Below are 22,498 nucleotides of genomic sequence, written 5' to 3' on the forward strand. Positions count from 1 at the left end.
TCCCCCCATTTGTCCATTGAATCTTTTTAATATCCTATTCCAAATTGAACTCTGATATACTAAAACTAAGATCACGATTATCAGGTGAGCCATTTAATTGACTTGGTTTGTCAGAACCATTGTTTGAGATGATTTCAAGATTATTATTTTCAGCACTAAAGTTACCCATTAATGCGATTTCTATTTTTCGATCTTCTGGAACATCACCATTATATAGCTTCTTTTTGTTAAGAATAATTGTTACGTTTCGGGCCTTGTTATAACTTTGAATTTTAAAACTAAACTTACGCTCAGAATCTTGTCCAATTAATAATAAATTCGCCTTGGGACCAATCCATCTAAATTTCTTATCAGAACTCCCATTTTCTAAGTCATTCCATCCCTCTCCAAAACTTGCTTCAATATCATTAAGGAAAATATCCTGATTTTTCTTAAAGGCATGAAGAGAGTATAAGTCATTATCAAATGACAATTTCGTCTTTCCATTAATGTATCCCATCAATCCGGATGATTCATCTCTTACTATTTCTTTTCTTACCTCACCTTCAGAATTCAGCACTTTCATAGGAAAACTACTCTGTTCAAGTCCTTCAAAACCCTGAACTCTCTCAACAAATATTTCTGGATTGGGATTATAAATTTCTGGAATATTGCTAATAACTATTTTTGCTAGCGGGCTAAATTCCATATAGTTTCTAAAATCATATTCCCGCAAACAATAACTAGTAACAAGCCCCGTAGTCAATAAATACACTATCGCAATTGAGCGTAACATATTTTTATTTAATGAATTTATAAACGTATAACAAGCGAATAATATGATGGGAAGGTACCAAACTGAATACCGATTAATATACATCATGCCAGAATTCCAATTCAATTGCGTAGAATTAATAATGGATATTAGTAGCAACAGTATTGCTATTTGAAGTGCATTTTCATCCTTTTTAAAACATAAATATATAAACATTAGAAGCACTACAGGGAAGTATACAATTATTCCGAAATTCAAATCAAAGAATAAACTCCAAATTTTATCAATGCTAAAAAACTCAAAGGACGAAAAACCTGCATAAGTAATTAAATTAAACTTATGAAAATACCAGTAGTAAAAAATATAAGGAATAATATTAATGCTAGATATAATTCCTAAAAGGAGATAACTTTTAATTTCTTTTTTATCTCGGAATATCGTCTTCCGTTTCACAATAAATTCTTTTACTAATAAGTAAATCGCCAATATAGATAACGCAGGATTCTGCAAAGCAGCAAGTGAAAAACTAAGCATTGAAGTTTTAATCTTGTTTTCTTTGTAATAAATAAATCCAAGAAATGTCAGTACGTAACTATACACTTCAGGATTGGACCAGTTTAAATAGAGAACAATTGGACTGAACAACGATATTGTTAAAACAAAAAACTTTACGCTTTTTGTTTTAAAGATTCCACTTTTTATTATTTTAAAAGTTAGTAACAGGAATAAAATAGTGTTGGTTACTTGAAAACTATTGAGGACATTTAATTTCAAAACTGACAAAATATAAAATGGAATTACATTAACAAGTGAATACATCCAGAAATGGTATGAAAAAAATTTACCTTTTAAGCTTTCATAATATCCAATATACTCGCTACCATCCGGAAATTTAATATTATTCATCTGTTCAATGACATTTCTTTCGTGTATGTCGGCTTGTGTTAGTTCAAAAGAAAGATGATTTTTAAAGGATATTGTCATCCCCAAATACTCGCGACCATCTCCTGTTATTGTAGGGGGATGTGATAGAGCGATGAATATTAACACAAATGAAAAAAGAGAGAATAGAACAAGAGTTAATTTACCTTTACTTCTATCTAAAATGCGATTCATCTAATCTACTCCTATTCACTCAAATACACTTAACACAACAATTGTTAGAATGGCATACAACACAACAGTTATTAATATGGGTTTATCAGTAAATAGAAGTTTATCAGGTGCCCCGCCTTCATTTTTCACGTATATAAGATACAAATATCTAAATATACCATATATAACCAAAGGGATTGTCCACATTAGATGAACAGTTCTTCCTGCTGTAAATGTAAATAGTGCATAACTAACTATTGTGGCAGAGGTAACTATATTATTCATTTGATCAATTAAAGGCAAGGAATAACTTTGGAGTACTTTTCGGTGATGTGAACTATCACTATCTAATAACAAAAGTTCATGCCTTCTCTTATTCACAGCCAAAAATAAGGCGAGCAGCATTATACAAATTAAAAACCAAGGCGTAAGATAAACCTTTATTACCAAGGCCCCACCAATTGCTCTCAGAACAAAACCTGTCGCTATTGTCATTACATCTAAAATAACCATATGCTTTAATTTCAAAGAATAGGCTACATTTAAGATAAAGTATCCCAAAATAACAATTCCAAAAAGAAAATCGAGGTAGAAAGCCAATGTTCCACAAATAACCAAAATTATAAAAGCAATAATTATAGTTAGTCGAGGATTTAACTGACCTGATGCCATTGGACGGAATTTTTTTCGTGGATGTAGTTTATCTGATTCAAGATCTAAATAATCATTAAGTATATAAACACAACTGGACACAAGACAAAAACATATAAAGCCTAGAAAGGAATTAATAACAATTGAGCCATCAATTTTATTGATACTAAAAATCAGTGCTGCGAACACCAGGAAATTTTTAGTCCATTGTTTCCATCTCATTTGTTCTAAAAAAATCAGTAATATATTATTTCGTTGTACTACATTTGTGTTTAACATTGATTCTTTCAAAATAAACCCCTCTCATTACATTTAATCTAATTTGGACTTTTATTCTAAAGGATATCAAACAGATTAATAGCAACACGTTTTATTTGTAATTGATCTGTATTAACTAGTCCAATTTCAATAAGTTTTTGTGACACATTATCACAGTAATTGAGCTTAAATAGACTATCAACGTCAATATCTTCAGTTTGCAGAATCCCATTTAAAATACTATTGGTAATCTCACTTCGGTTTAAATAGTCCTTTGCGTATTGTGTGGCTTTCAACGAATAGGTTTTTCGAATTCCTCCATTTTCAATTAATAGCTTTAGATGTTGTTTTAGCTTTAGTATTTCGGCCTCCTCATCCTTGTAACAAATCTTAATAATTGCGTCATCTGGTAATTCAGAAAACCAACCAATATCTGTTACTATTGTCGGCTTTCCAAACAGTAAAGCACGAATCATACTCGCGGATGTTTCTCCCATATAGGGATATCTTAAATTAACAACGATATCTGATAACTTTATCAAATTATCAAATTCTTCAATCGAAGTATATCCTGTTTGTATAACAACTGACTCAAGTTTGTATTTTTTAATAAGTTTATCAACGTAGTCCCCTTCTCCGACTAACAAATATTTAATATTTTTAGTATCGATTTGAGAAAGTGCATGAAGTACTTGTTGAATCCTTTTGGATTCAGCAACAAAACCAAATGAGGAAATAATTAAGTCATTATCTCTAATTCCATATTTCCCCCTAAGATGAGTTGCTTCGCTAGCTAAGAGTTCTTCATTATCTGAAGGTCCAATTTGTGGAATAACCCAACAATTAGCTCGACTAAAAACTTTAACAATCTCGTTCTTGGCGTATTCTGAATGAACTAAAATACCTTTAGCATGCTCTATCACTCTCTTATTCAACGGTAATCTATCGGGTGATTTAAACTGTAAAGGAGGCAACTCCCCACCTAATATAGACTCCATAAGCTTAGCATCATTAGTATCACCGTTATAATTCGCCTCTTCGACCAGCAGTTTCGGACTGTTCAACATCTCTAAAAAATACCCAGTTATTAAATAATATAGAACCAAATCGTGTAAGATTACGTATCCATTATATTTCAAAAAAACATCATATATATGGGAATGATAATATGGATTATTACCTATATTGTAAATCACAGCATCATAATTGGTTAAATTTTCCAAAAAATCAGGATGATTTACATAATCATATATTTCATGTTTAGATTTAATACCAAGCGGTACAAAACCCGAGACCCATATATCGACAATTGCCTTCTCAGATAGTGCTTCTACCAAGTACTCAGAATAATCCGAGATCCCACTCTTCAAAGGATTAAAAGGACTGAAATAGGCTATTCTCATGTTATTAACCTTTCTATAACATAATTCCAATCTACTTTTAGATCTTCCAATAATCTATTCCCATTCAGACCCAGTTCTCTAGCTTTGTTTTTATTGTTATATAGTAAATCAATTTTCTCTGCTAATTTTTCTGGATGGTCGTCTGTAATGTATCCAGTATGTTCGTTTTTCACAAATTCCAATGGTCCACCTGAGTCATAGTGAGTGAGAACTGGCTTTAATGCGAAAAAAGCCTCGAGCGTAACGTAACCATAATCTTCTTGGTAAGGCCCGTTATAGATCGCTAGTGCGTTAGAATAATATCTTCTCTTCTCTTCTTCTGTTATAAAGCCTGCAAAAATAACTCTATTCTCAAGTCCATTTTCTTTTATAATACTTTGTACTTTAGGCCTATAACTTTCATCAATTGATCCAGCCAGTACAACCTTAATGTTTTCACTACAGTATTTAAGAGATTCAATTAAAATATGTTGCCTTTTTATTTCAGTAATTCTTCCTGGATAAAATATATAATCTTCAAAATTATCACAATAAAATTCTTTATGATTTGAAGGAGGATGATACAATGGAATAGAATTTAAACCATTATACTTTTTCAAACGATCGGTAACTGTATTTGAAATTGTATACAAACCTTTGCTTTCAGCAAGAAATTTGCAGTCATTTTTCACAATAATATCTCTTACCCTAGGTCCGTCCTCCATCTTATCCAAATCCCCATACTCAGTTCCCCACAATTCATAAGCTTGACGATGCTGATGCAACATCCAAGTTACTTTATGTTCATGTTGGACATAGTACATTGGAAATTTCAAAGCAATAAGCTTGTCAATTTTCACACCATTTACCTCGGTTAGATCTATCATTCTTGCAGATAGAATGCTATCCATAATACTTGAAGCTGGATACCACTTAAATGGCATGGTTATTATATCTGCTTCGTATCCACGTTCTGTTAATTCTTTCAACAAATTAGAGGCTAAATACTCAGCTCCTCCCTTAATGAAAGGGATTTGCACAGTAGCAATTGCAATTTTCATATATATTCTCCAATACGTACATAATTATCAATATATTCTTCAAATCTCTTCTTCAAAACTTTCAAAGAAAATCTCGATTTAAAATTATTACTCCCCTGTAATACAAGGTAATCGTAGATCTCTTGGTCATTTCCAATAGTATGAATTACTGAGGCAAGATAATCGGAATTAAACTGGTCTATGGCAATTTGATTCTTACCTATTGTTTCTTTTACTGCAGCACGATTTAGAGCAACGATAGGCTTCTCGAAAAATTGAGCTTCTATAAGAGGAACTCCAAATCCTTCGTGTTCACTTAAACAAAGAAAAATATCACAACCGACAAAAAAAGACTTTAATGTTTCGGCGGATATTTTATTTGTGAAAATAATATTATTTACTAATTGATTTGTTTGAATTAAATTTTCTATTTCTTGATTATAAAGATTTACTTCTTGATCATAACCACCAATAATCCAAAACTTAATATTTTCATCATAGAATTTTCTATATGAATCCACTACATGACAAATATTCAAATGTCCTTTATTAGGTGCTACTCTCCCAACAAATAGTACATTTATACATCCATTATTCTTCAATAACGAAACTATTTCTTCTTGCTCCTTTATCAAGGAAGCTAAAATTTCTATTTTGTGAAAAGGTGCTAATATTGAAGTTTTCTCAGTATCAACCCCTAAATCAATTAGCTCTTTATTATTATATTCAGAATCACTTAAAAAGGAAAATCTTGGATTCCTCACTAACCTTTTTGTCTGTTCTCTACCCAAAGTGGTTAGCCTTGTGTAATTCTCACTATAGTTTTCAAAGAAATAAGGTGGGGTAATATTATGGTACTTCATAATCAGTCTGCAACTAGATTGATTGATTATTTCTTCCCCATCTTCCAGTATATACTATGATGATATATAAGCACCGTTGACTTTTCCTTGATTTTTTTCTTTAATATCTCATAATCCAGATTAAAAATATCCTCGGTCGATAGGAAGTTTTCACAAAAAACCCAAACATTAATTCCTTTAGATTTAATAATTTTATACATTTCTTGTATGTCATGTCCTATAGCATCGCCATCACTAATAGTTTGATGTAAAATAATAAATTCCATTAAGAATAAACCACCATTTTCTATTAATATCTTTCCTATCTCCAAGCAATAATAGCGTAGTCTTGATACCCATAAAGCATTCCGTACAAATCCCCAATTGCTCTATTAATTTCCTCCGAGTTTTCTATATTATTAATCTGAGGAACATTAATATGTTCTACTGGGCTAACGTTCTTTCTCTCTGTTTTATTGAAACCTGTTTCCTTAATTACAAAATCTAGCGTTTCAGGATGCACAGGTTTTGTGTGTGTTGGATCTATATAGAACCAGTTACTCATGGCATACACACTTTGAGCATTTATGGTCTCTATAATTACTCGGCCTCCTGGTTTTAGAGCATTCAATATGAGGGACAACAAATATGTGTATTGTTCAAACGTTAAATGTTCTATAACTTGGCACATTGAGATACAATCATAGGACTGTGGAGATGCATTAATTAAATACTCAATTGCATCAGCGTATTTTACATTAAACCCTCTATCCTGACAGTATTCTACCATATCCTCGTTAAGGTCTATACCTTCTACTGTCACTCCGCTTTCTGTAAGAAGTTCAATAAACTCTCCCCTACCACATCCTATATCCAATACTCTATCTGTAGGAAGAATATATTGAAGATATTGCTTTTGACGTTCTTTAATCGTGTTTCTTGACCCTCTAAATTTATTTTCGAACAGCACATAATCCATTTCGTACTTAACTTCTTGATCTATGGGAGCATTAATTTCAATAGAACTTTCATTTACTTTATTTTTTTCTTTAAAGATTTTTGCACCAGAATCAATTTTTTTCACTTTTCTTTTAACAAAACTAATAAGTTCATTAATACTCTCAAATTTCTCATCTATAACATTTTTAACTTCTTGTTGATAATTGTGTTCTATAGATAGCTGCTCTTTTAAAGCGCCTATATGATCGAAAGCAAGGGAGAGTTTTTTTGTAAAATCCTCAATATTTTGGGTCAAACCCAAATTTTTTCTATTTTGTTGTTCTGTCAATTCTTTAATAGACTGAACTAAAGTAGCATTTTCCATAGTCAATTGTTTTTTATCATTTATCAACTGCTTAATTTGTTCATTTAAGTTATCAAATTTATCTGCTAATAAAGCTTTATCTCTTGAAAGTTCATCCAATATATTCTTAGTATGATTTGAATTTTCCTTCATGATATTTAGTGCCCTAGTTACACTAGCATTATAATTTTTTTGTTTAGTGAATAGGGGATTAATATACCATCTCAGGATTTTTCGAATTACTTTTTTCCTGAGACAATTATCTTACCGATACTCCCCTGTGACTTGTAATTTTGAATTCCGGGTCAACATCCCATCTTCGATTGACTTGTTCAATCTCAGTAGTTAATTGCAGCTGTAACTGATGATAATCATTTGATGCATTATTTACCTCCCTAGTGCTCTTAGCAATATTGAAATTGTTATTAATTCTTGATAAAACATCTTCAAAAGTCAAATCTTTCTTAGACATATTAATCATCCTTTACAAAAGTTCACGGTTGTCTCAAGATAGCTAACACCGTTAAAGTAATTTTCTTTCCCTGAAATAACCTGAAACGTTGCTGCATGATCATACCAATCGTAATTTTTTGTTAAGTGATCACTCTGATCATGTACTGCTACTGTAATATTATAAGTCCCTGGACCAATATTCGCTTTAAGATAAAACTCCACTGTAATCTTGTCATTTTTATCACAGTTTATTGACTCTTCATTCAAGTAATAAGTATTAGTACCAAATATATCGTTTCCGAGACGATCTCTAATTTTAAAACCAACTGTTGGTTTATTAACCTCTTTGTTACAAATCATTTCAACTCTTAACGTTATTTCATCTCCAACCTGAACAGCAGATACTTGTTTATCTGCTGATAGTATTTTAACTGCAGAGATACTTATATCCTTATTCCCCGATCTAGTTATTAACTTTTTGTTATGACCGATACTTTGATTAATTTCATTTTCAGCCTCTCGCTTTGCGATAATTGCATTATAGTAGTCAAGAATTTCATCTGGATGACCATCCTTAATTGCCATTCCTTGATCTAAAAGTATGGCTCTGTCACATAAATTTTTCACAGCTGAAGGATCATGTGATACAAATAGTAAGGAAGTCCCCTCTTCCCTATACTTTCTGATTCTACTGAAGCACTTGTGTTGGAAATAGCTGTCTCCAACTGATAGAGCTTCATCAACAATAAGAATATCTGGTCTAACCGCCGTAGCAGTAGAGAATGCTAACCTTACAGCCATTCCACTTGAATAGGTCCTAACAGGATCATCGAGATAATCGCCAATCTCAGCAAAATCAATAATGTCTGGCAACAATTTATCTATTTCCGAATTATTCAACCCCATAATTTGTCCTAGCATGTATATATTTTGAGTTCCAGTGAAATCGGGGTGAAATCCGACGCCTAGTTCTAGCAAGGCTGCAATCTTTCCTTTAACTGTTATACTTCCACTTGTAGGGTAGGTTGTACCCGTAAGAATCTTTAACAGAGTACTTTTCCCAGCACCATTATGGCCAATAAAACCAACTGATTCACCTTTGTTCACTTTAAAATTAATATTTTTTAGCACTTCTAAAGGTTTATGTGCCTCTTTTCCAGTAATCCATTCTTTTACTCTAGCCCATTTATTAGGATATCTTTTATATGTTTTGAAGAGATTGTCTACACTAATAATTTCCATCACAATTCATCCACCATTTCCTTGTCCAGTTTTTTAAATGTGTAATATGCGATCAATAAAAGGGCTATCGATATCAGAATAACAGGTAAAAGACTGGAGTAATTAGGTGCCTTGTTATATAAAAATATAGAATGAAAACCTTCAGTAATAGGGACCATCGGGTTCCATTTATAAATTCCTTGCATACTTTCAGGTACAATTGATTTGGCATACACAATAGGAGTCAACCAAGACCAAAATTGTAATACAATCCCTAAAAAATGACCAACATCTCTAAAGAACACATTCAAGGTACCTACAATAAGGCCTAGTCCCAAAGCAAATAATTGTTGTATAAATAAGAGTGGAACTACGTTAAATATTTCCCATCCAGGAAGTCTGCCAATGAATAATAGAAATATAATGTATAGTGTAGAGATTATCACAAAGTTTATAGTCACTGAAATGACAATAAAAATAGGTAGAGAAGTTCTTGGAAAACTAACCTTCTTTAGCAAAGACCCTTGATCTAAAAAAACACTTTGAAGCCGTAGAAGTGTTTCATTGAAATAATTCCAAGGAAGTAGACCAGCGCACAAATAGATACTATACGCTAAAGTATTATTTTCTCCAGGCAGACGCGCACCCATTATTTGGGAGAATATCAAAGTGTATACAAGTATTATAGCAAGTGGTTGTATAACAGACCACACTGAACCCAAGACAGAGTTTAGATATCTGGATTTAAAATCCCTCTTAACCATTCCCAAAATAAAATTTTTATAATTCCAAAGCGACTTAAAAATTTCCCTCACCCCTATTGATGTAACAAATTACAATTTACGATAGTAGTCTAAAATTTGGAGCAATGATTGTCCTAATTCCATTTTAGGATTCCATCCGGTATCATTTATTATCTTTTTATTAGAACCAACTATGAATTTATGTTCAATTGGTCTGAATTTGGATGGGTCGACTTTAACTTCTATAAAAGATTCTGACAATGCTACAAATTCATTTAATAGCTCTTGAATTGACACTCCTATACCAGAACACACGTTATAAATCTCACCAATACGTCCGTTCAGTAGCAGCTTATAGTAGGCACTCACAATATCACTAACATCAGTAAAGTCCCTAACTGAACTTAAATTTCCTACTTTAATGGGTGAATCAATCCTACCTTTTTCAATTTCTACTATTTGTTTTGCGAAGTCTTGTGTTACAAATCCTTCTGATTGCTTTGGTCCAATATGATTGAACGGCCTAACATGAATAGCCTGAATCTGATATGCTCCTACAAATTGTTGTACAAGTTGACAGGCTGATAGTTTACTAACACCATAAGGATTTTTAGGATGGGTTACATGACTCTCGTCAATATACTCCAGTACTTCAGAGGAACTGCCATATTCCTCTGAAGAACCGATACTAAGAAGTGTAGTATATGGTGAATAATTTTTAATTGCATTCAAAATATTAAGGGTTCCAATTGTATTATTCAAAATTGTTACTTGTGGATTTTCCCATGCAAGTTTCACATTACTCTGCCCAGCAAGATGAATTATATGTGTTGGTTTATAATCTTTAATCACCTTATCAACTTCGTTAGTATTTAATATATCCATAGTTACAATATTAGTACTATCCCCGGATTTCTTGAAGAACCCAGAACTTCAACATTATTATTGATTAAGAAATCCATCATATATTCACCGACAAAGCCAGTTGAACCAGTGACTAATACCTTCATATCATTCGACATTCAATCTGGTTTTATGTTTCTCCAGATCACTATCCACCATCATTTTCACCAATTGCTCAAAGCCAACTTCTAGCTCCCAACCCAATTCTTCCTTAGCTTTAGTGCAGTCTCCCAGAAGCAGATCCACTTCAGCCGGTCTAACGAACTTTTGATCGACTACAACATAGTCTCTCCAGTTAAGTCCTACATGGCTAAATGCAATCTCAACCAGTTCCTCGATGGTATGAGTTTCACCAGTAGAGATAACGTAATCATCTGCTTTATCCTGTTGCAGCATCAGCCACATTGCTTTTACGTAATCTCCGGCAAACCCCCAGTCTCTTTTAGCATCCAGGTTGCCCATACGCAATTCATTCTGAAGCCCAAGTTTGATTCTGGCAACTGCATCGGTAACTTTACGGGTTACAAATTCAATACCACGGCGTGGGGATTCGTGATTAAACAAGATACCCGAGCAAGCAAACATATTGTAGCTTTCTCTGTAATTCACAGTGATCCAATGACCGTATACTTTTGCAACTCCGTAAGGACTGCGGGGATAAAATGGCGTAGTTTCTTTTTGCGGAGTTTCTACTACCTTGCCAAACATTTCGCTGCTCGAAGCTTGGTAGAATCTTGCCTCCGGTTTGGTCAAACGAACAGCTTCCAGCATATTGGTTACTCCGATACCAGTAGCTTGTCCTGTTGCAACAGGTTGAATCCATGATGTAGCAACAAAAGATTGAGCTGCCAGATTATATACCTCATCCGGATCAGAGATACGAACAGCATTAATTAAAGAACCCAAATCAAGAAGATCACCATCAATAAACTCTATATCATTTTTCAGATGTTCAATGTTTTCCATGATTGGCATACTGGTTCTGCGGCGTAAACCGAATACTTTATAGCCCTTAGAAAGCAAAAGCTCTGCCAGGTATGAACCGTCTTGTCCTGTAATTCCTGTAATAAGTGCACGTTTTGTCATTTTCTTAGTTCCCCTTTTTGGTTATATAAAATAAATAATAAACCTATAAATATTGTTCAAGCTTCTGCATACGCAGTTCTTTAAGCAATAACTTAACTTCTTGAGCCTTGTCTTTGGTGCAAATCAAGGTAACATCCTCAGTATCAACTATAATCAGGTTTTCAATGCCTAAGGTTGCAATCAGTTTTCCATTACTTTCAATGATGCAATGTTTGGTATCCAGGTTAAGAATGTTGCCCTTTATCACATTCCCGTTCTCATCCAACTCACTAATTCTTTCTAGAGCTGTCCAACTACCCACATCATCCCAACCAAATACACAAGGAATCACATAAATATTACTTACCTTCTCCATAATTCCGTAATCGATGGATTGATCCGGCATCTTCAGGAATTCCGAACGGATAATTGCATCGCGATCTTCAGATCTTAGTACTGTCTTCATAGTTTCCAATATATCATGCATTTCAGGCATCAATTCTTGTATGTAGCCTCTAATGGTCTTAATTTTCCAAACGAAGATCCCACTGTTCCAGTAAAAATTACCCGATTCCAGGTAAGACTGAGCCGTTGCCAAATCTGGCTTTTCAACGAATTTATTCACTTTATGAACGGATAGCTCATTAATTAACTGACTCTGGTTGCTGCTTTCGATATATCCATATCCTGTTTCTGGGTAAGTCGGCTGAATTCCTAAAGTGACTAGGTTGCTGTTGTCCTGTGCAACTTCGACCGCAGTTTTCAATATTTTTACGAATCCTTCTTCGTTTTCAATAATATGATCGGAAGGGATTACAATCATTGTACTATCAGGGAAACGATCTTCAATAATGATGGATGCTAAACCAATACAAGGTGCGGTATTTCTTCCCACTGGTTCAATAATGATATTCTCATGCGGCAAGTGTGGAATCTGAGCCTTAATTAGTTCAGCATAAAGTTCATTGGTAACAATAAAAATCTGACTGATATCAATGAGCTTTTCAAGTCTGGCTATCGATTGCTGAATCATCGATTTGTTTCCGGAAATATTCAAAAATTGCTTAGGAAGGTTTGTCCGGCTTTTTGGCCAGAAACGTTCCCCTTTGCCACCTGCCATGATTACACAAGTAATTGTCATTTCAATCCTCCAAATTTCCACATCGAGATATATTCCAATCTCCGGTTAATGATCTCACCCACGGCTTGAGGTGAATAATACTTCTTTATATGTTCTTCACCATTAGACGAAATCCGCTTATAAAAGTTGTTGTCGTCATAAAGTGTACGCATATACATACTCGCATGTTCTACATTGGGGTCTGCCCAATATTGATAAGATTTGTACGGCCCATGATCCTCGTCCAGTTGTACCAATGTGTAATCAACCAGACAGGAATTGTTGAAGTCCATGAAATCGATATTGGAAGACCAGTTGGTTCCTATGACTGGCTTACCTAGATACATCGCCTCTGCCAATCCAAGCCCAAAGCCTTCGCTTCGATGAAGCGACACATAGCTGTCTATAACCGATATCAATGCGTTCGTATCATTTCTCGATAACGTCCTATCTACCAGATAGATATTTGTATACCCGCCAATAATCTGGTACAGTTCGTCGAGTTCCTTTAAACCTTGCTTAGCGCTATTCACTTTTATAACCAAGCCTACTGAGGTATCCTCAGGGTCAAAGGCCCGCTGAAACGCTTTAATGGAAGCTTGAGGATTCTTTCTTGCCTGAAAGCTTTTCAAGTCATACATCGTTAGAAATAAGAAAGCTTCTTCAGGTAAATTAAAATAGCCACGGTCTCTCTTCTCAGTGATATTAACTTCAATGCTATGCGGAATTTTAACGACAGGAACCGGGCTTTTCTGAGCAATAGAATCCACAACAAAAGTTGAGGGTGCCCAGATTTCATCCACTAAGTTAAAGCTCTCCTTCCACTCATCAGGGAAATCAGGAAGCTCCCAATGCCAAAAACCAATATTATAACGATCTTTAAATATTGAATTCCCATAATGGGCGTATATTTCAATCATCTGCTCAGCATTAATATGAAATATATTCAAATTGTATCTCGGCTCAGAGATTTCCTTATTAACCCAAGTGTTATCATTCATACTTGCAGAATTAGTTCCAATAAAGTTTATAATTCCAAAAGGTATATGGACTGCATCCATGCTCTTGGCAGCAATTCTGCAAGACTCTCCAATACCCATTTCAGCTCTGGAGTATCCCACCAGATTCACACCTGATAGTCTATCTTGTATGGAAGATAGCCTGCCTTCCTTCTCAATTGGAAAAGCAGTTTTCAACAAGCTTTGTTTTATTCGCTGCCTTGTCTCAAAAGGAAACAATCGTACCGCAATCGGCTTCAATTTCACCGCAAACTTGTAAAGCCTTTTGTACAAAAACGATTTAATGCCAGTCATATCCAACATCCAAACTTCTATTGAATTCCATTAAAGAAGCCTCCATAATGTTTCTAGGTAAAGTAAACCATTTACATAGAGATGTCATAAACCATAGAATCTGAATAAAGTAGCCCTGGTATAAAGCAATATGCTAGAATATTGACGTACCTACAGGAAAAGGAGATTAAAACGTGTCGAAACCAGTATACGGTAAAAATGCTGTGCAGTCGAGAAATGTTGAAAAGATATCCAGCCCGGTGTGGGCGTTGGTTGTTGCTTTTATTGTATTTTTGGTGTGGACCCCATTTCAGGTTGGATTGTTTAATGGGCAGCAGATCGACTATGAAAAGCCGATTTATGTGGCCTCTCTGCTCAGCGGCCTGCTGCTGCTGGTCTGGATCGGCTTGTACTATAAAAAGTTCAAGCTGGAGGAGCAGCGTGACTTGCTGGCTGTGGCTTCACTGCTGCTGCCAATAACGTATGCTCTGTCGCTATTTGGCGCTGCTTCGCATTATATGGCGATGAACATTCTCTTTATTCAGAGTATGTATATTGCAGTATTCATTATAGCGTTATATTTGCTGAAGCAAAAGCAACTAAATGTTGTCATTCAAAATGCCGTATTGGCCATTGCCTATTTTATCGTGGGCTTTGGGTTGCTGAACTGGCTGGGGGCCTGGAAATTCGCCGGCGGGCTGGTTGGCTGGTTCTCAGACACGGTGCAAGGCGGTAAATATTTGGATGCGGTTATGACCGACTCCAACGGTTTGCGGCTGACTTCGATTTTTCAATATGCGAATACATACGCAGCTTTCCTGATGGCTTTTCTGTTCGTAGCTGTCTTTGCACTGGTTCGCTCCAAAAAATGGTACGGGACGCTGACTCACGGATTCATGCTCGTACCGATCATTGTTTCCTTGCTGCTGACCTTGTCCCGCGGGGGATTAGTTATGCTGCCCGTAGTCTTTATTCTGCTCCTGCTGTCTCTGAAGCCTGTGAAGCAGATTCTCTGGATTCTCCATCTGGGTATTGCCGGGATTGCCTCGCTGGCGATTGCAAGCCCGGTGACCAATCTTGGGACTGAACTGAGCACGGCCTTTAGCTCTTCTGCTGCTCTTAAAGGCTGGGCTTATCTGCTTGGCGCCTCCGCGATTGTTGCCGCGTGCGGGTGGATCATCCAGCGTTTTGTGGAACCTTGGCTGCAAAATAAACTGGAGGGCTGGGAATCGCACAGGCTTGCTGGTCTGTGGCTGCCGCTCCTGTCGGTTGTACTGGTCGCCGTAGTCGCATTTCTGCTGATCGGGACAAGTGCACGTACCATTCTCCCCGCTAACATGGAGACACGGCTGGAGAACATCAACTTCAAGCAGCACAGTGTACTGGAACGTATTACTTTCTATAAAGATGCTATGAAAGTCGTGAAGGATTATCCCATTATTGGCGCCGGGGGTGGAGGCTGGGCTTCGCTCTATGAGCATTACCAGGACTACCCGTATACAAGCCGCCAGGCGCATAACTTCTTCCTGCAATATTTGATCGAAGTCGGAATTGTCGGATTTGTTGTCTTCATGGGCTTTATCGGCTACATTTTCTATAAATACATTCGTGGATACCTTAAACGGGACAAAAATGAATTTGATAATGGATTCATTTTCTATATCATTGCTTTGTCGATTCTTGTTCACAGCATACTGGACTTCAATCTCAGTTATGCCTTTATGGGAATTCTGGTGTTTATCGGCCTTGCCGGAATGGGCGCCGCCATGGACAGCAAACCGCTGCGCCGGAACTGGAATAAGCCAGGTATACGTTACGGTTACCTTGCAGTCCTCGCTATCGGTATAATTTTCATGTTCTTCCTGTCGGTCAGTGCAATCGGCTCAAGCAATTCTGTAATGAAAGCAAAGCGGTTGATCGGTGTCAGCCAGTCCTATGAGGAGCTCAAGGCACCTTTGATAGCAACTCTAAAAGATCGCCCTTACCATCCGGAAGCAGCGGCATATCTCGCCTCTATGGATCATCAGGTTTTTAATCAAACTAAAGATGAGCAGTACTTGAACGAAGCGTTCAGCGTGCTGAACCGTGCGCTCAAGGACGAACCTAATAATAAGATTCTGCTGACTCTACTCGCTTCCTCGTATGATTTGAAGGGGCAAAACGATCTCGCCTTCGCCGTCTATCGGGATAACGCAGATAAGTTCAACTGGGATATTGAATGGTACGAATCTTTGATCAGCCGCTCCCAGGCGTTAGCACGTGCGGCAAATGCCGAAAAAGATGAAGCCAAAAAGCAGGAATACCTGACCATTGGTCTGGATGCCTATAAACATGTAACTGATGGTGTAGAACATTTGAAAACTCTGCCTCCAGAGCAGCTGCAGGGCCGGGCGTTCTCGGTAACGCCAACGATTGCCCTGAATGCCGGTAAAATGCAGCAGATGGCAGGACAAAATGAGGAAGCGGCAGCAACCCTAAAGCTTGGACTTGGCGATGCTTATACGGATGTCGTAAACAGTGGAACGCTCTGGGATACAAACTGGTACAGCTCGCTCATTGCCCGCTCGTATGAGCTGGCTCAGCAGGCCTTCACCCAGCAGGATGCCACCGGTAAAACAACTTACCTAAATGTCGGTCTTAGCGCTTATAATCAGGTGCAGGCTGACTTACAAGTCCAATCGCTTGCCATTCCTCCGGCAATTGCGCTGAACGCAGGCAGAATCCAGCTGATGTCCGGTCAGATTCCTGCCGCTTCAGAGACCTTAAAGCTTGGGCTGAGCGAAGATTATAATGACGCCACTAACCGTGAGATGGCCCGCTGGTACCTGGCAGCCTTGAAAAAGGCTGGTACTGCTCAGGATCAGGCAGTTTATGACAAGCTGATTGCCGCAGATCCTGCGGAAGCCGCTCAGATAGATGCTATTGTGAATACACAGTACTAATCAAGGCAGGATGAAAAAAACGGTGTCGTCCTCTGAGAAGGATGGCACCGTTTTGCGAGAGATAAGAGGAATGTATTAAACTTAAAAACTGCCGATTCATGGCTGGATTAAAACCAGAAGAGCGTCCCACTGACTGAGTTCAGTGCGGCGCTCTTTTTGGACCCGAATAATAATTAGCTGAAGATGAATTCTCTAGTTTGAAAGCTGCCGGCCTCTTACCTCGCCGCTTTCAATGCTTCGCTGTTTATCACCTCTTTGAGGTAGTCAAGCAGGCCTTCCTTGAGTTCCTCATGCTGGAGGGCATAATGGATGGTCGTCTGGATAAAACCCATTTTCTCGCCGACGTCATGGCGTTTGCCTTCGAAATCATAAGCAATAATGCGCTCCACTTCACTTAAGCGGGAGATGGCGTCGGTCAGCTGGATTTCCCCGCCAACCCCCACCTGCTGCTCCTCCAGCATGTCAAAAATACGCGGAGTCAGAATATACCGCCCCAGGATCGCGAGGTTAGACGGCGCTTCTTCTCTCTTTGGCTTTTCAACCAGTCGGTTGGCCTTATATACCCGCTCAGCCAGTTCCGTACCATCTACCAGACCGTATCGGGAAACGTCCTCCCAAGGCACAGGCTGAACGCCAACAATTGAGGATTTGTATTGTTCGTAAACCTCAATCATCTGTTTCAGACAAGGCTTATCCGCTTGGACAATGTCATCCCCGAGCAATACGGCAAACGGCTCATTGCCAATAAATTTGCGGGCACACCAGATGGCGTGTCCCAGACCTCTTGGTTCCTTTTGGCGGATGTAGTGAATGTCAGCCATTTCGGAGGATTTGCGTACAGACTCCAGGAGCTCCCATTTCTGCTTCTCCGCCAGATTGAATTCCAGCTCGAACGAATTGTCGAAATGGTCTTCAATCGCCCGTTTGCCTTTCCCCGTTACAATGATGATATCCTCAATGCCGGAAGCAACGGCCTCCTCAACAATATATTGGATGGTAGGCTTGTCTACTATCGGGAGCATTTCTTTGGGCATTGCTTTGGTTGCGGGCAGAAAGCGGGTACCAAGACCAGCCGCGGGAATAATTGCCTTACGGATCTTCATGACAGGACTCCTTCAATAATCTTCTCTCATTTTCATTCTAGCGCTAAAGGAAAATGGCATATTTGCTTTAATTATAGCAGTTCTGGTTTGATTTTGGCAGTGTGGTTATTGGAGAAAGCAGGCCTAGATTACGAAAAAAAGCCAGTGAACTGAGAGCTTGTTTATAATCTCTTCAGTCACACTGGCTTGGATAATTTACTTAAGTTACAGAGAGCCATAACAACAGAACCTAGGCAGATTTCTAATTTGGCTACCGATTGTGATTGCAGTGATACTTGAACACCAATTACTGTTACATGGGTAGTTCTGATTGGATTCGCTGGCTACGAAACACAGATACAGCTTATCCCCATAAACGTAACGTATTCAGTCGGGCTCTCCAGAACCAATTCGGTCCGCATCCAACCGGGCAAAAGCGGGATCATGGCGTTTTGTCTGCCGCAAGTTCTTCTGACAATCGAACCGCCTCCAGCTTACTTTGCATTTACCAATTGTCCGCGAGTCACTCCGAGCTGGTTGGTGGCTTTCAGGCTTTTCCATACCTGTGTGCCGGAAATCTCCCCGCGCAGCGCACGGCTGTAAAGGCTGATGACCTCTGCGACCTGCTCCGGGGTTTCTTCCAGAAACTCAACTCGAAATGAGTTCACGCCCAGCTCACGGAAATTATTCAAGTATTCTGCACCGGATTGTTCAACCGCGTTGTAGACGGTGTTGCGGCAGCCCTCGTCAACACGTACAGGATGAGCCATGCCGATACGGTCCTGCAGGGAAGCACGCTGCTCCTCGCAGGGGCGTCCGCAGTTCGTATAGTCTGTGCCTTCACTCATGAAGGTACAGTAGACGCAGTGCTCTGTGTGGAACATCGGCAGATGCTGATGAATCACGACCTCTATACGCGAGGTGTCGCTGTGTTCCAGCAGATCGACCATCTGCTGGATGTTCAGGTCATAGGACGGTGTAATTCTGTCACAGCCCGCCTCCAGGAACAGATCCACTGCCCGGTGGTTCGCCATATTCAGGGAGAAGTCGCCGATCAGGCGCGGATGCACGGCATCCGGCTGCTCCATGCGGCGCTTCAGGTAGTAATAGAGCGCACCTGTATTGCGCACCAGGACAGCATCCGGCTGCAGGCGCAGGATGTTGGCATGGTAGCCGTTCTCGCCGGGCATATGAATGCGCGGCGTGGCCAGCGCAATGCTGGCCCCCGCAGCCCGTACAGCGTCCACCGCTGCCGGGAACTGCTTGATGAATTCGAAATCGGCGTAAATGTTCGTTACGCCGGCTTCGAGGGCAGCCTGCACCTGCGGCACGCTGCGGCACAGCGCGGTAAGCTCCGCTTCACCGCTGCGTGCACCCGCACCATCCCTCATAACCGGGATGGTGCTTCCTGCGGCGCCCCTGCGGGAGGCGCCGCCGTAGACCTCTACCTCCCGTTTCACGTATACGGGAGGTTTCGGGCGCTCGCCCGCAAGCAGCTCCACCGCCTGGCGGCGGATGCTGTTCAGCTCGCGCATAGGCACAATCACGTCGCCTTCCAGATGCGACTCTAATGCCTCCAGCTGGAATACGGTTCCGCCCAGGCGGCCGAATTGCTCTTCCAGCAGGGCGGCATCCATCGGGCGCTTCTGCGCGGCTTCCAGCAGCAGCTCCGAATTCACGCGGACCGTGACGTTCTTCTGAACGTCGGTCCACCAGGTGGCCAGCGGCTCACCGACGCGGCCCTGCGCCTTCACGCGAACCGGGAAAACCCGGTAGGGCTTCTCCGTTTCATAAGACTGGCGCAGCGCCTTGTCGAGCGCCGGGTCATTGGTTTTCCAGATGCGGTCGCCGACATGCAGGCGGCGCAGGTCTACGTCATTGCGGCCGGGCACAATGTCGATAATCCAGTCTTCTCCGGCCTCGCCCTCGAGCTTCACGCCTTTGCGGCGCAGATCGTAGACGCGGCCGCCTTCTTCCTTCTTCGTCGGATCGCCGGCATCAAATACAATGCCGTCCCCGCGCTTCAGCGGGGCATGAATACGGCATACGACACCATCGCGCAAAATCTGTTCGACGGTCCCCAGATAGACCCCCCGGCTTTTCGGGAACGTGCCGTCAACCAGCTTTTTATTATTCGTCCCTTCGAGGAACCCGTGCGTGAAGCCGCGGGAGAAGCTCTGCTGCAGCTCGCGGATGTCTTCCTTGGGCGCCGGGGACCAATTCCCGTCAAAATACCGGTCAATCGCCTTACGGTACTTACTGACCACGTTCGCTACATATTCCGGGCTTTTGAGGCGGCCTTCAATTTTGAAGGAGGTTACCCCTGCCTCGATCAGCTCCGGCATCAGATCAATCGCCGCCAGATCCTTAGGTGACAGCAGATAGGCGACATCGCCCATCGGCTTGACTTCACCATCCACCATCAGGTCATACGGCAGACGGCAGGCCTGCGCACATTCCCCCGGTTGGCGGAGCGCCCGCCCCACATTTCCGAGGTCAGACACTGGCCCGAATAGGAAACACACAACGCGCCATGCACAAAAACCTCCATCGGCAGGCGTGCCTGCTCTCCGATCGTACGGATCTGCTTCAGGTTATTTTCGCGGCCAAGCACTACGCGCTCCAGCCCCCAAGGCTTCGTGAACTCCACCGCCTCCGGTGAAGTAATCGTCATTTGGGTGGAACCGTGGATCGGGAAGTCCGGTGAAATCTCGCGGATCAGTTTAACCAGCCCCAAATCCTGTACAATGACTGCATCTACACCTGCATCCACGCAGGCATCGATTAGCTCTTTAGCCTCTGCCAGTTCATTTTCAAACACCAGTATATTAAAGGTCAGAAACCCCTTCACACCATAGCTGTGCAGAAACGCCATAATCTCCGGCAGCTCGTCCATGCGGAAATTGTTCGCTCTCGCCCGTGCATTAAACTTCTCTACGCCAAAAAAGACAGCGTCCGCCCCGTTCGCCACCGCCGCACGCATGCAGTCCCAGTCACCTGCCGGAGCCAGCAGCTCCACGTCTTCTCTGCGTATTTCTTTCTCGTTCATTTATATCCTCCCAAACCGCCTTGCCGGCGGGTCATTTACAGCTTTTTAACTTATTAATTGTATCAAATATCACATCCGTGCGCCATGGATTTGCCAAGATTTATATAGATTACCGGGAGAAATCAGCCGGACTCCGAATTGGGGACATTTTGCCGCATGATGTTTAGGAGGCGGTTATAAGTGTTGTACAAAATACAGTATTCCCGCAGATTCCGGACCATAGAATAAGGATTGTTGTATAAAAGACAGCATTTATCCAGCTTCGTTGTAGGTAACGGGATATTATCTTGTATTTCATGCAACAATCTATCAAAGACAACCTAATTTAACAGTCAAAGTTGTAAATCATGCAATATTTTATAAGAGTACTCTACGACCACACCTCTGGAAAACCCTCCACCGGCTCATAGTAACAAATATACGTATTTTTAAGCACCGGGCGCAGCATCCCTTTATCGGCCAGCCCTTGCAGCCATTTCCGAGCCGTCCGAAAGTTCACATGATATTGGATCATGATATCTTTGGGACGAATCCCCTTCCCTGTGCACCAAGCCATTCTTAGTACTTCTCGTTCCTGTGGAGAGGTTGAAGACCCGGATGCGTTTCTGATTAATGTAGGTCCGATGACCATTTGCAGCAGCATGCGGCAAACTTCTGGACGCTTTTGTACATCGTCGAATGAAAAATGGATAATTCTCCATCCCATGCCTGCAAGAAATGTATCCCGGTTCAAAGAATAACTGAACTTCTCTCTGTCCATGTCTTTAACATGACTCTGATAGCCGTCACATTCCAGTCCAAATTTCCCGTAAGGCGGAAGGAATGCAAGATCGAGAAATTGTGATTTTCGGTTCCAATCGTACACCTCATACTCTGGATGCAGATGATCCAAGTTCCCGAACAACGGCCACCATACATTTTGCAGCAGTAATTTCTCCGCATATTGGTGCCCCCTGGCCAGCCTTCCCCGCCGTTCACCTGTTCGTGCGCTTAAATGGCGTTCTACTAGCGCTTCATGCTCCTTCTCAAAATTTCCACCCATTAACATCTCCCCCTTAAAGATAAAAAAAGAACGCCCCTAACTGCCAAAATGGCAAGGGACGTTCTTCGTCTGACCCTATTATACCTCTGCACAGAGAGGGGCAGCAATGGTTTATGAAGCGGGTTTATGAAGCGGGCTTATGAAGCGGGCTTATGAAGCGCGGCTTATGAAAGGAATTAGCCGACATGACCCGCAGAGAATAGCTTGTCACCACAAGGATTCACCGATTCACAGAGGGGATTCTAAAGTTCACCTTCACAC

The 22,498-nt window shown here is 40.3% G+C and carries 18 protein-coding genes and 1 pseudogene; 1 reads left to right on the forward strand and 18 read right to left on the reverse strand.

Annotated elements, in window-relative coordinates; genetic code table 11:
* Positions 1-34 precede the first annotated feature (34 nt).
* The 15 genes from JI735_RS05730 to JI735_RS05800 all read right to left on the reverse strand — a co-directional run bounded on the left by JI735_RS05730 (position 35) and on the right by JI735_RS05800 (position 14,143).
* Positions 35-1,870, reverse strand: coding sequence for a hypothetical protein (locus JI735_RS05730; RefSeq protein WP_039833606.1), 1,836 nt, complete (start codon positions 1,868-1,870; stop codon positions 35-37).
* 15 nt (positions 1,871-1,885) lie between these two features.
* The gene (locus JI735_RS05735; protein WP_039833617.1) at positions 1,886-2,779 is read right to left on the reverse strand and encodes a decaprenyl-phosphate phosphoribosyltransferase; all 894 of its coding nucleotides are present in this window, start codon (positions 2,777-2,779) and stop codon (positions 1,886-1,888) included.
* A 56-nt stretch (positions 2,780-2,835) separates the two neighbouring features.
* Entirely contained in the window at positions 2,836-4,161 is a 1,326-nt protein-coding gene (locus JI735_RS05740) for a glycosyltransferase family 4 protein (RefSeq protein WP_039833604.1), read from the reverse strand.
* Positions 4,158-5,201: a glycosyltransferase family 4 protein gene (locus tag JI735_RS05745; RefSeq protein WP_039833602.1), complete on the reverse strand. Its 1,044-nt coding sequence runs from the start codon at positions 5,199-5,201 to the stop codon at positions 4,158-4,160. Before JI735_RS05745 ends, JI735_RS05740 begins: the two co-directional genes overlap by 4 nt.
* Entirely contained in the window at positions 5,198-6,043 is an 846-nt protein-coding gene (locus JI735_RS05750; protein ID WP_202677142.1) for a glycosyltransferase family 4 protein, read from the reverse strand. The genes JI735_RS05745 and JI735_RS05750 overlap by 4 nt, the downstream gene beginning before the upstream one ends.
* A gap of 26 nt (positions 6,044-6,069) precedes the next feature.
* A complete protein-coding gene (locus JI735_RS05755; RefSeq protein ID WP_233476266.1) occupies positions 6,070-6,354 on the reverse strand; it encodes a hypothetical protein in 285 nt (94 codons plus the stop codon).
* A complete protein-coding gene (locus JI735_RS05760) occupies positions 6,345-7,478 on the reverse strand; it encodes a methyltransferase domain-containing protein (RefSeq protein WP_202677144.1) in 1,134 nt (377 codons plus the stop codon). Before JI735_RS05760 ends, JI735_RS05755 begins: the two co-directional genes overlap by 10 nt.
* A 106-nt stretch (positions 7,479-7,584) precedes the next feature.
* Positions 7,585-7,797, reverse strand: a complete 213-nt coding sequence (locus JI735_RS05765; protein WP_202677145.1) for a hypothetical protein — start codon at positions 7,795-7,797, stop codon at positions 7,585-7,587.
* A gap of 5 nt (positions 7,798-7,802) precedes the next feature.
* On the reverse strand, positions 7,803-9,020 hold the full coding sequence (locus tag JI735_RS05770) for an ABC transporter ATP-binding protein (RefSeq protein ID WP_039833600.1): 1,218 nt from the start codon (positions 9,018-9,020) through the stop codon (positions 7,803-7,805).
* A complete protein-coding gene (locus JI735_RS05775; RefSeq protein ID WP_051051565.1) occupies positions 9,020-9,763 on the reverse strand; it encodes an ABC transporter permease in 744 nt (247 codons plus the stop codon). Before JI735_RS05775 ends, JI735_RS05770 begins: the two co-directional genes overlap by 1 nt.
* 69 nt (positions 9,764-9,832) lie before the next feature.
* A complete protein-coding gene (locus JI735_RS05780) occupies positions 9,833-10,636 on the reverse strand; it encodes a GDP-mannose 4,6-dehydratase (protein ID WP_267919272.1) in 804 nt (267 codons plus the stop codon).
* Complete coding sequence (locus tag JI735_RS37710) at positions 10,630-10,764, reverse strand: NAD-dependent epimerase/dehydratase family protein (RefSeq protein WP_411830056.1); 135 nt, start codon at positions 10,762-10,764, stop codon at positions 10,630-10,632. The genes JI735_RS05780 and JI735_RS37710 overlap by 7 nt, the downstream gene beginning before the upstream one ends.
* Positions 10,754-11,731: a GDP-mannose 4,6-dehydratase gene (gene gmd / locus JI735_RS05790; protein WP_039833598.1), complete on the reverse strand. Its 978-nt coding sequence runs from the start codon at positions 11,729-11,731 to the stop codon at positions 10,754-10,756. Before gmd ends, JI735_RS37710 begins: the two co-directional genes overlap by 11 nt.
* Positions 11,732-11,774: 43 nt before the next feature.
* Positions 11,775-12,851: a mannose-1-phosphate guanylyltransferase gene (locus JI735_RS05795; RefSeq protein WP_039833597.1), complete on the reverse strand. Its 1,077-nt coding sequence runs from the start codon at positions 12,849-12,851 to the stop codon at positions 11,775-11,777.
* A complete protein-coding gene (locus tag JI735_RS05800; protein ID WP_039833614.1) occupies positions 12,848-14,143 on the reverse strand; it encodes a glycosyltransferase in 1,296 nt (431 codons plus the stop codon). Before JI735_RS05800 ends, JI735_RS05795 begins: the two co-directional genes overlap by 4 nt.
* Positions 14,144-14,316: 173 nt before the next feature.
* Here JI735_RS05800 and JI735_RS05805 point away from each other — a divergent pair, with 173 nt between their 5' ends.
* Positions 14,317-17,064, forward strand: a complete 2,748-nt coding sequence (locus JI735_RS05805) for an O-antigen ligase family protein (protein WP_039833596.1) — start codon at positions 14,317-14,319, stop codon at positions 17,062-17,064.
* 215 nt (positions 17,065-17,279) lie between these two features.
* On the opposite strand, the gene galU is transcribed toward JI735_RS05805, so the two are convergent.
* The 3 genes and pseudogenes from galU to JI735_RS05820 form a co-directional block, all read right to left on the reverse strand.
* Positions 17,280-18,167, reverse strand: coding sequence for a UTP--glucose-1-phosphate uridylyltransferase GalU (galU, locus tag JI735_RS05810; protein ID WP_039833595.1), 888 nt, complete (start codon positions 18,165-18,167; stop codon positions 17,280-17,282).
* Positions 18,168-18,640: 473 nt separating this feature from the next.
* A pseudogene (locus JI735_RS05815) lies at positions 18,641-21,195 on the reverse strand (DUF3656 domain-containing U32 family peptidase).
* Positions 21,196-21,565: 370 nt separating this feature from the next.
* On the reverse strand, positions 21,566-22,237 hold the full coding sequence (locus tag JI735_RS05820) for a PDDEXK family nuclease (protein WP_233476267.1): 672 nt from the start codon (positions 22,235-22,237) through the stop codon (positions 21,566-21,568).
* Between the last annotated feature and the right edge of the window lie 261 nt (positions 22,238-22,498).

Source organism: Paenibacillus sonchi (assembly GCF_016772475.1).
GTDB classification, from domain to species: domain Bacteria; phylum Bacillota; class Bacilli; order Paenibacillales; family Paenibacillaceae; genus Paenibacillus_AQ; species Paenibacillus_AQ sonchi.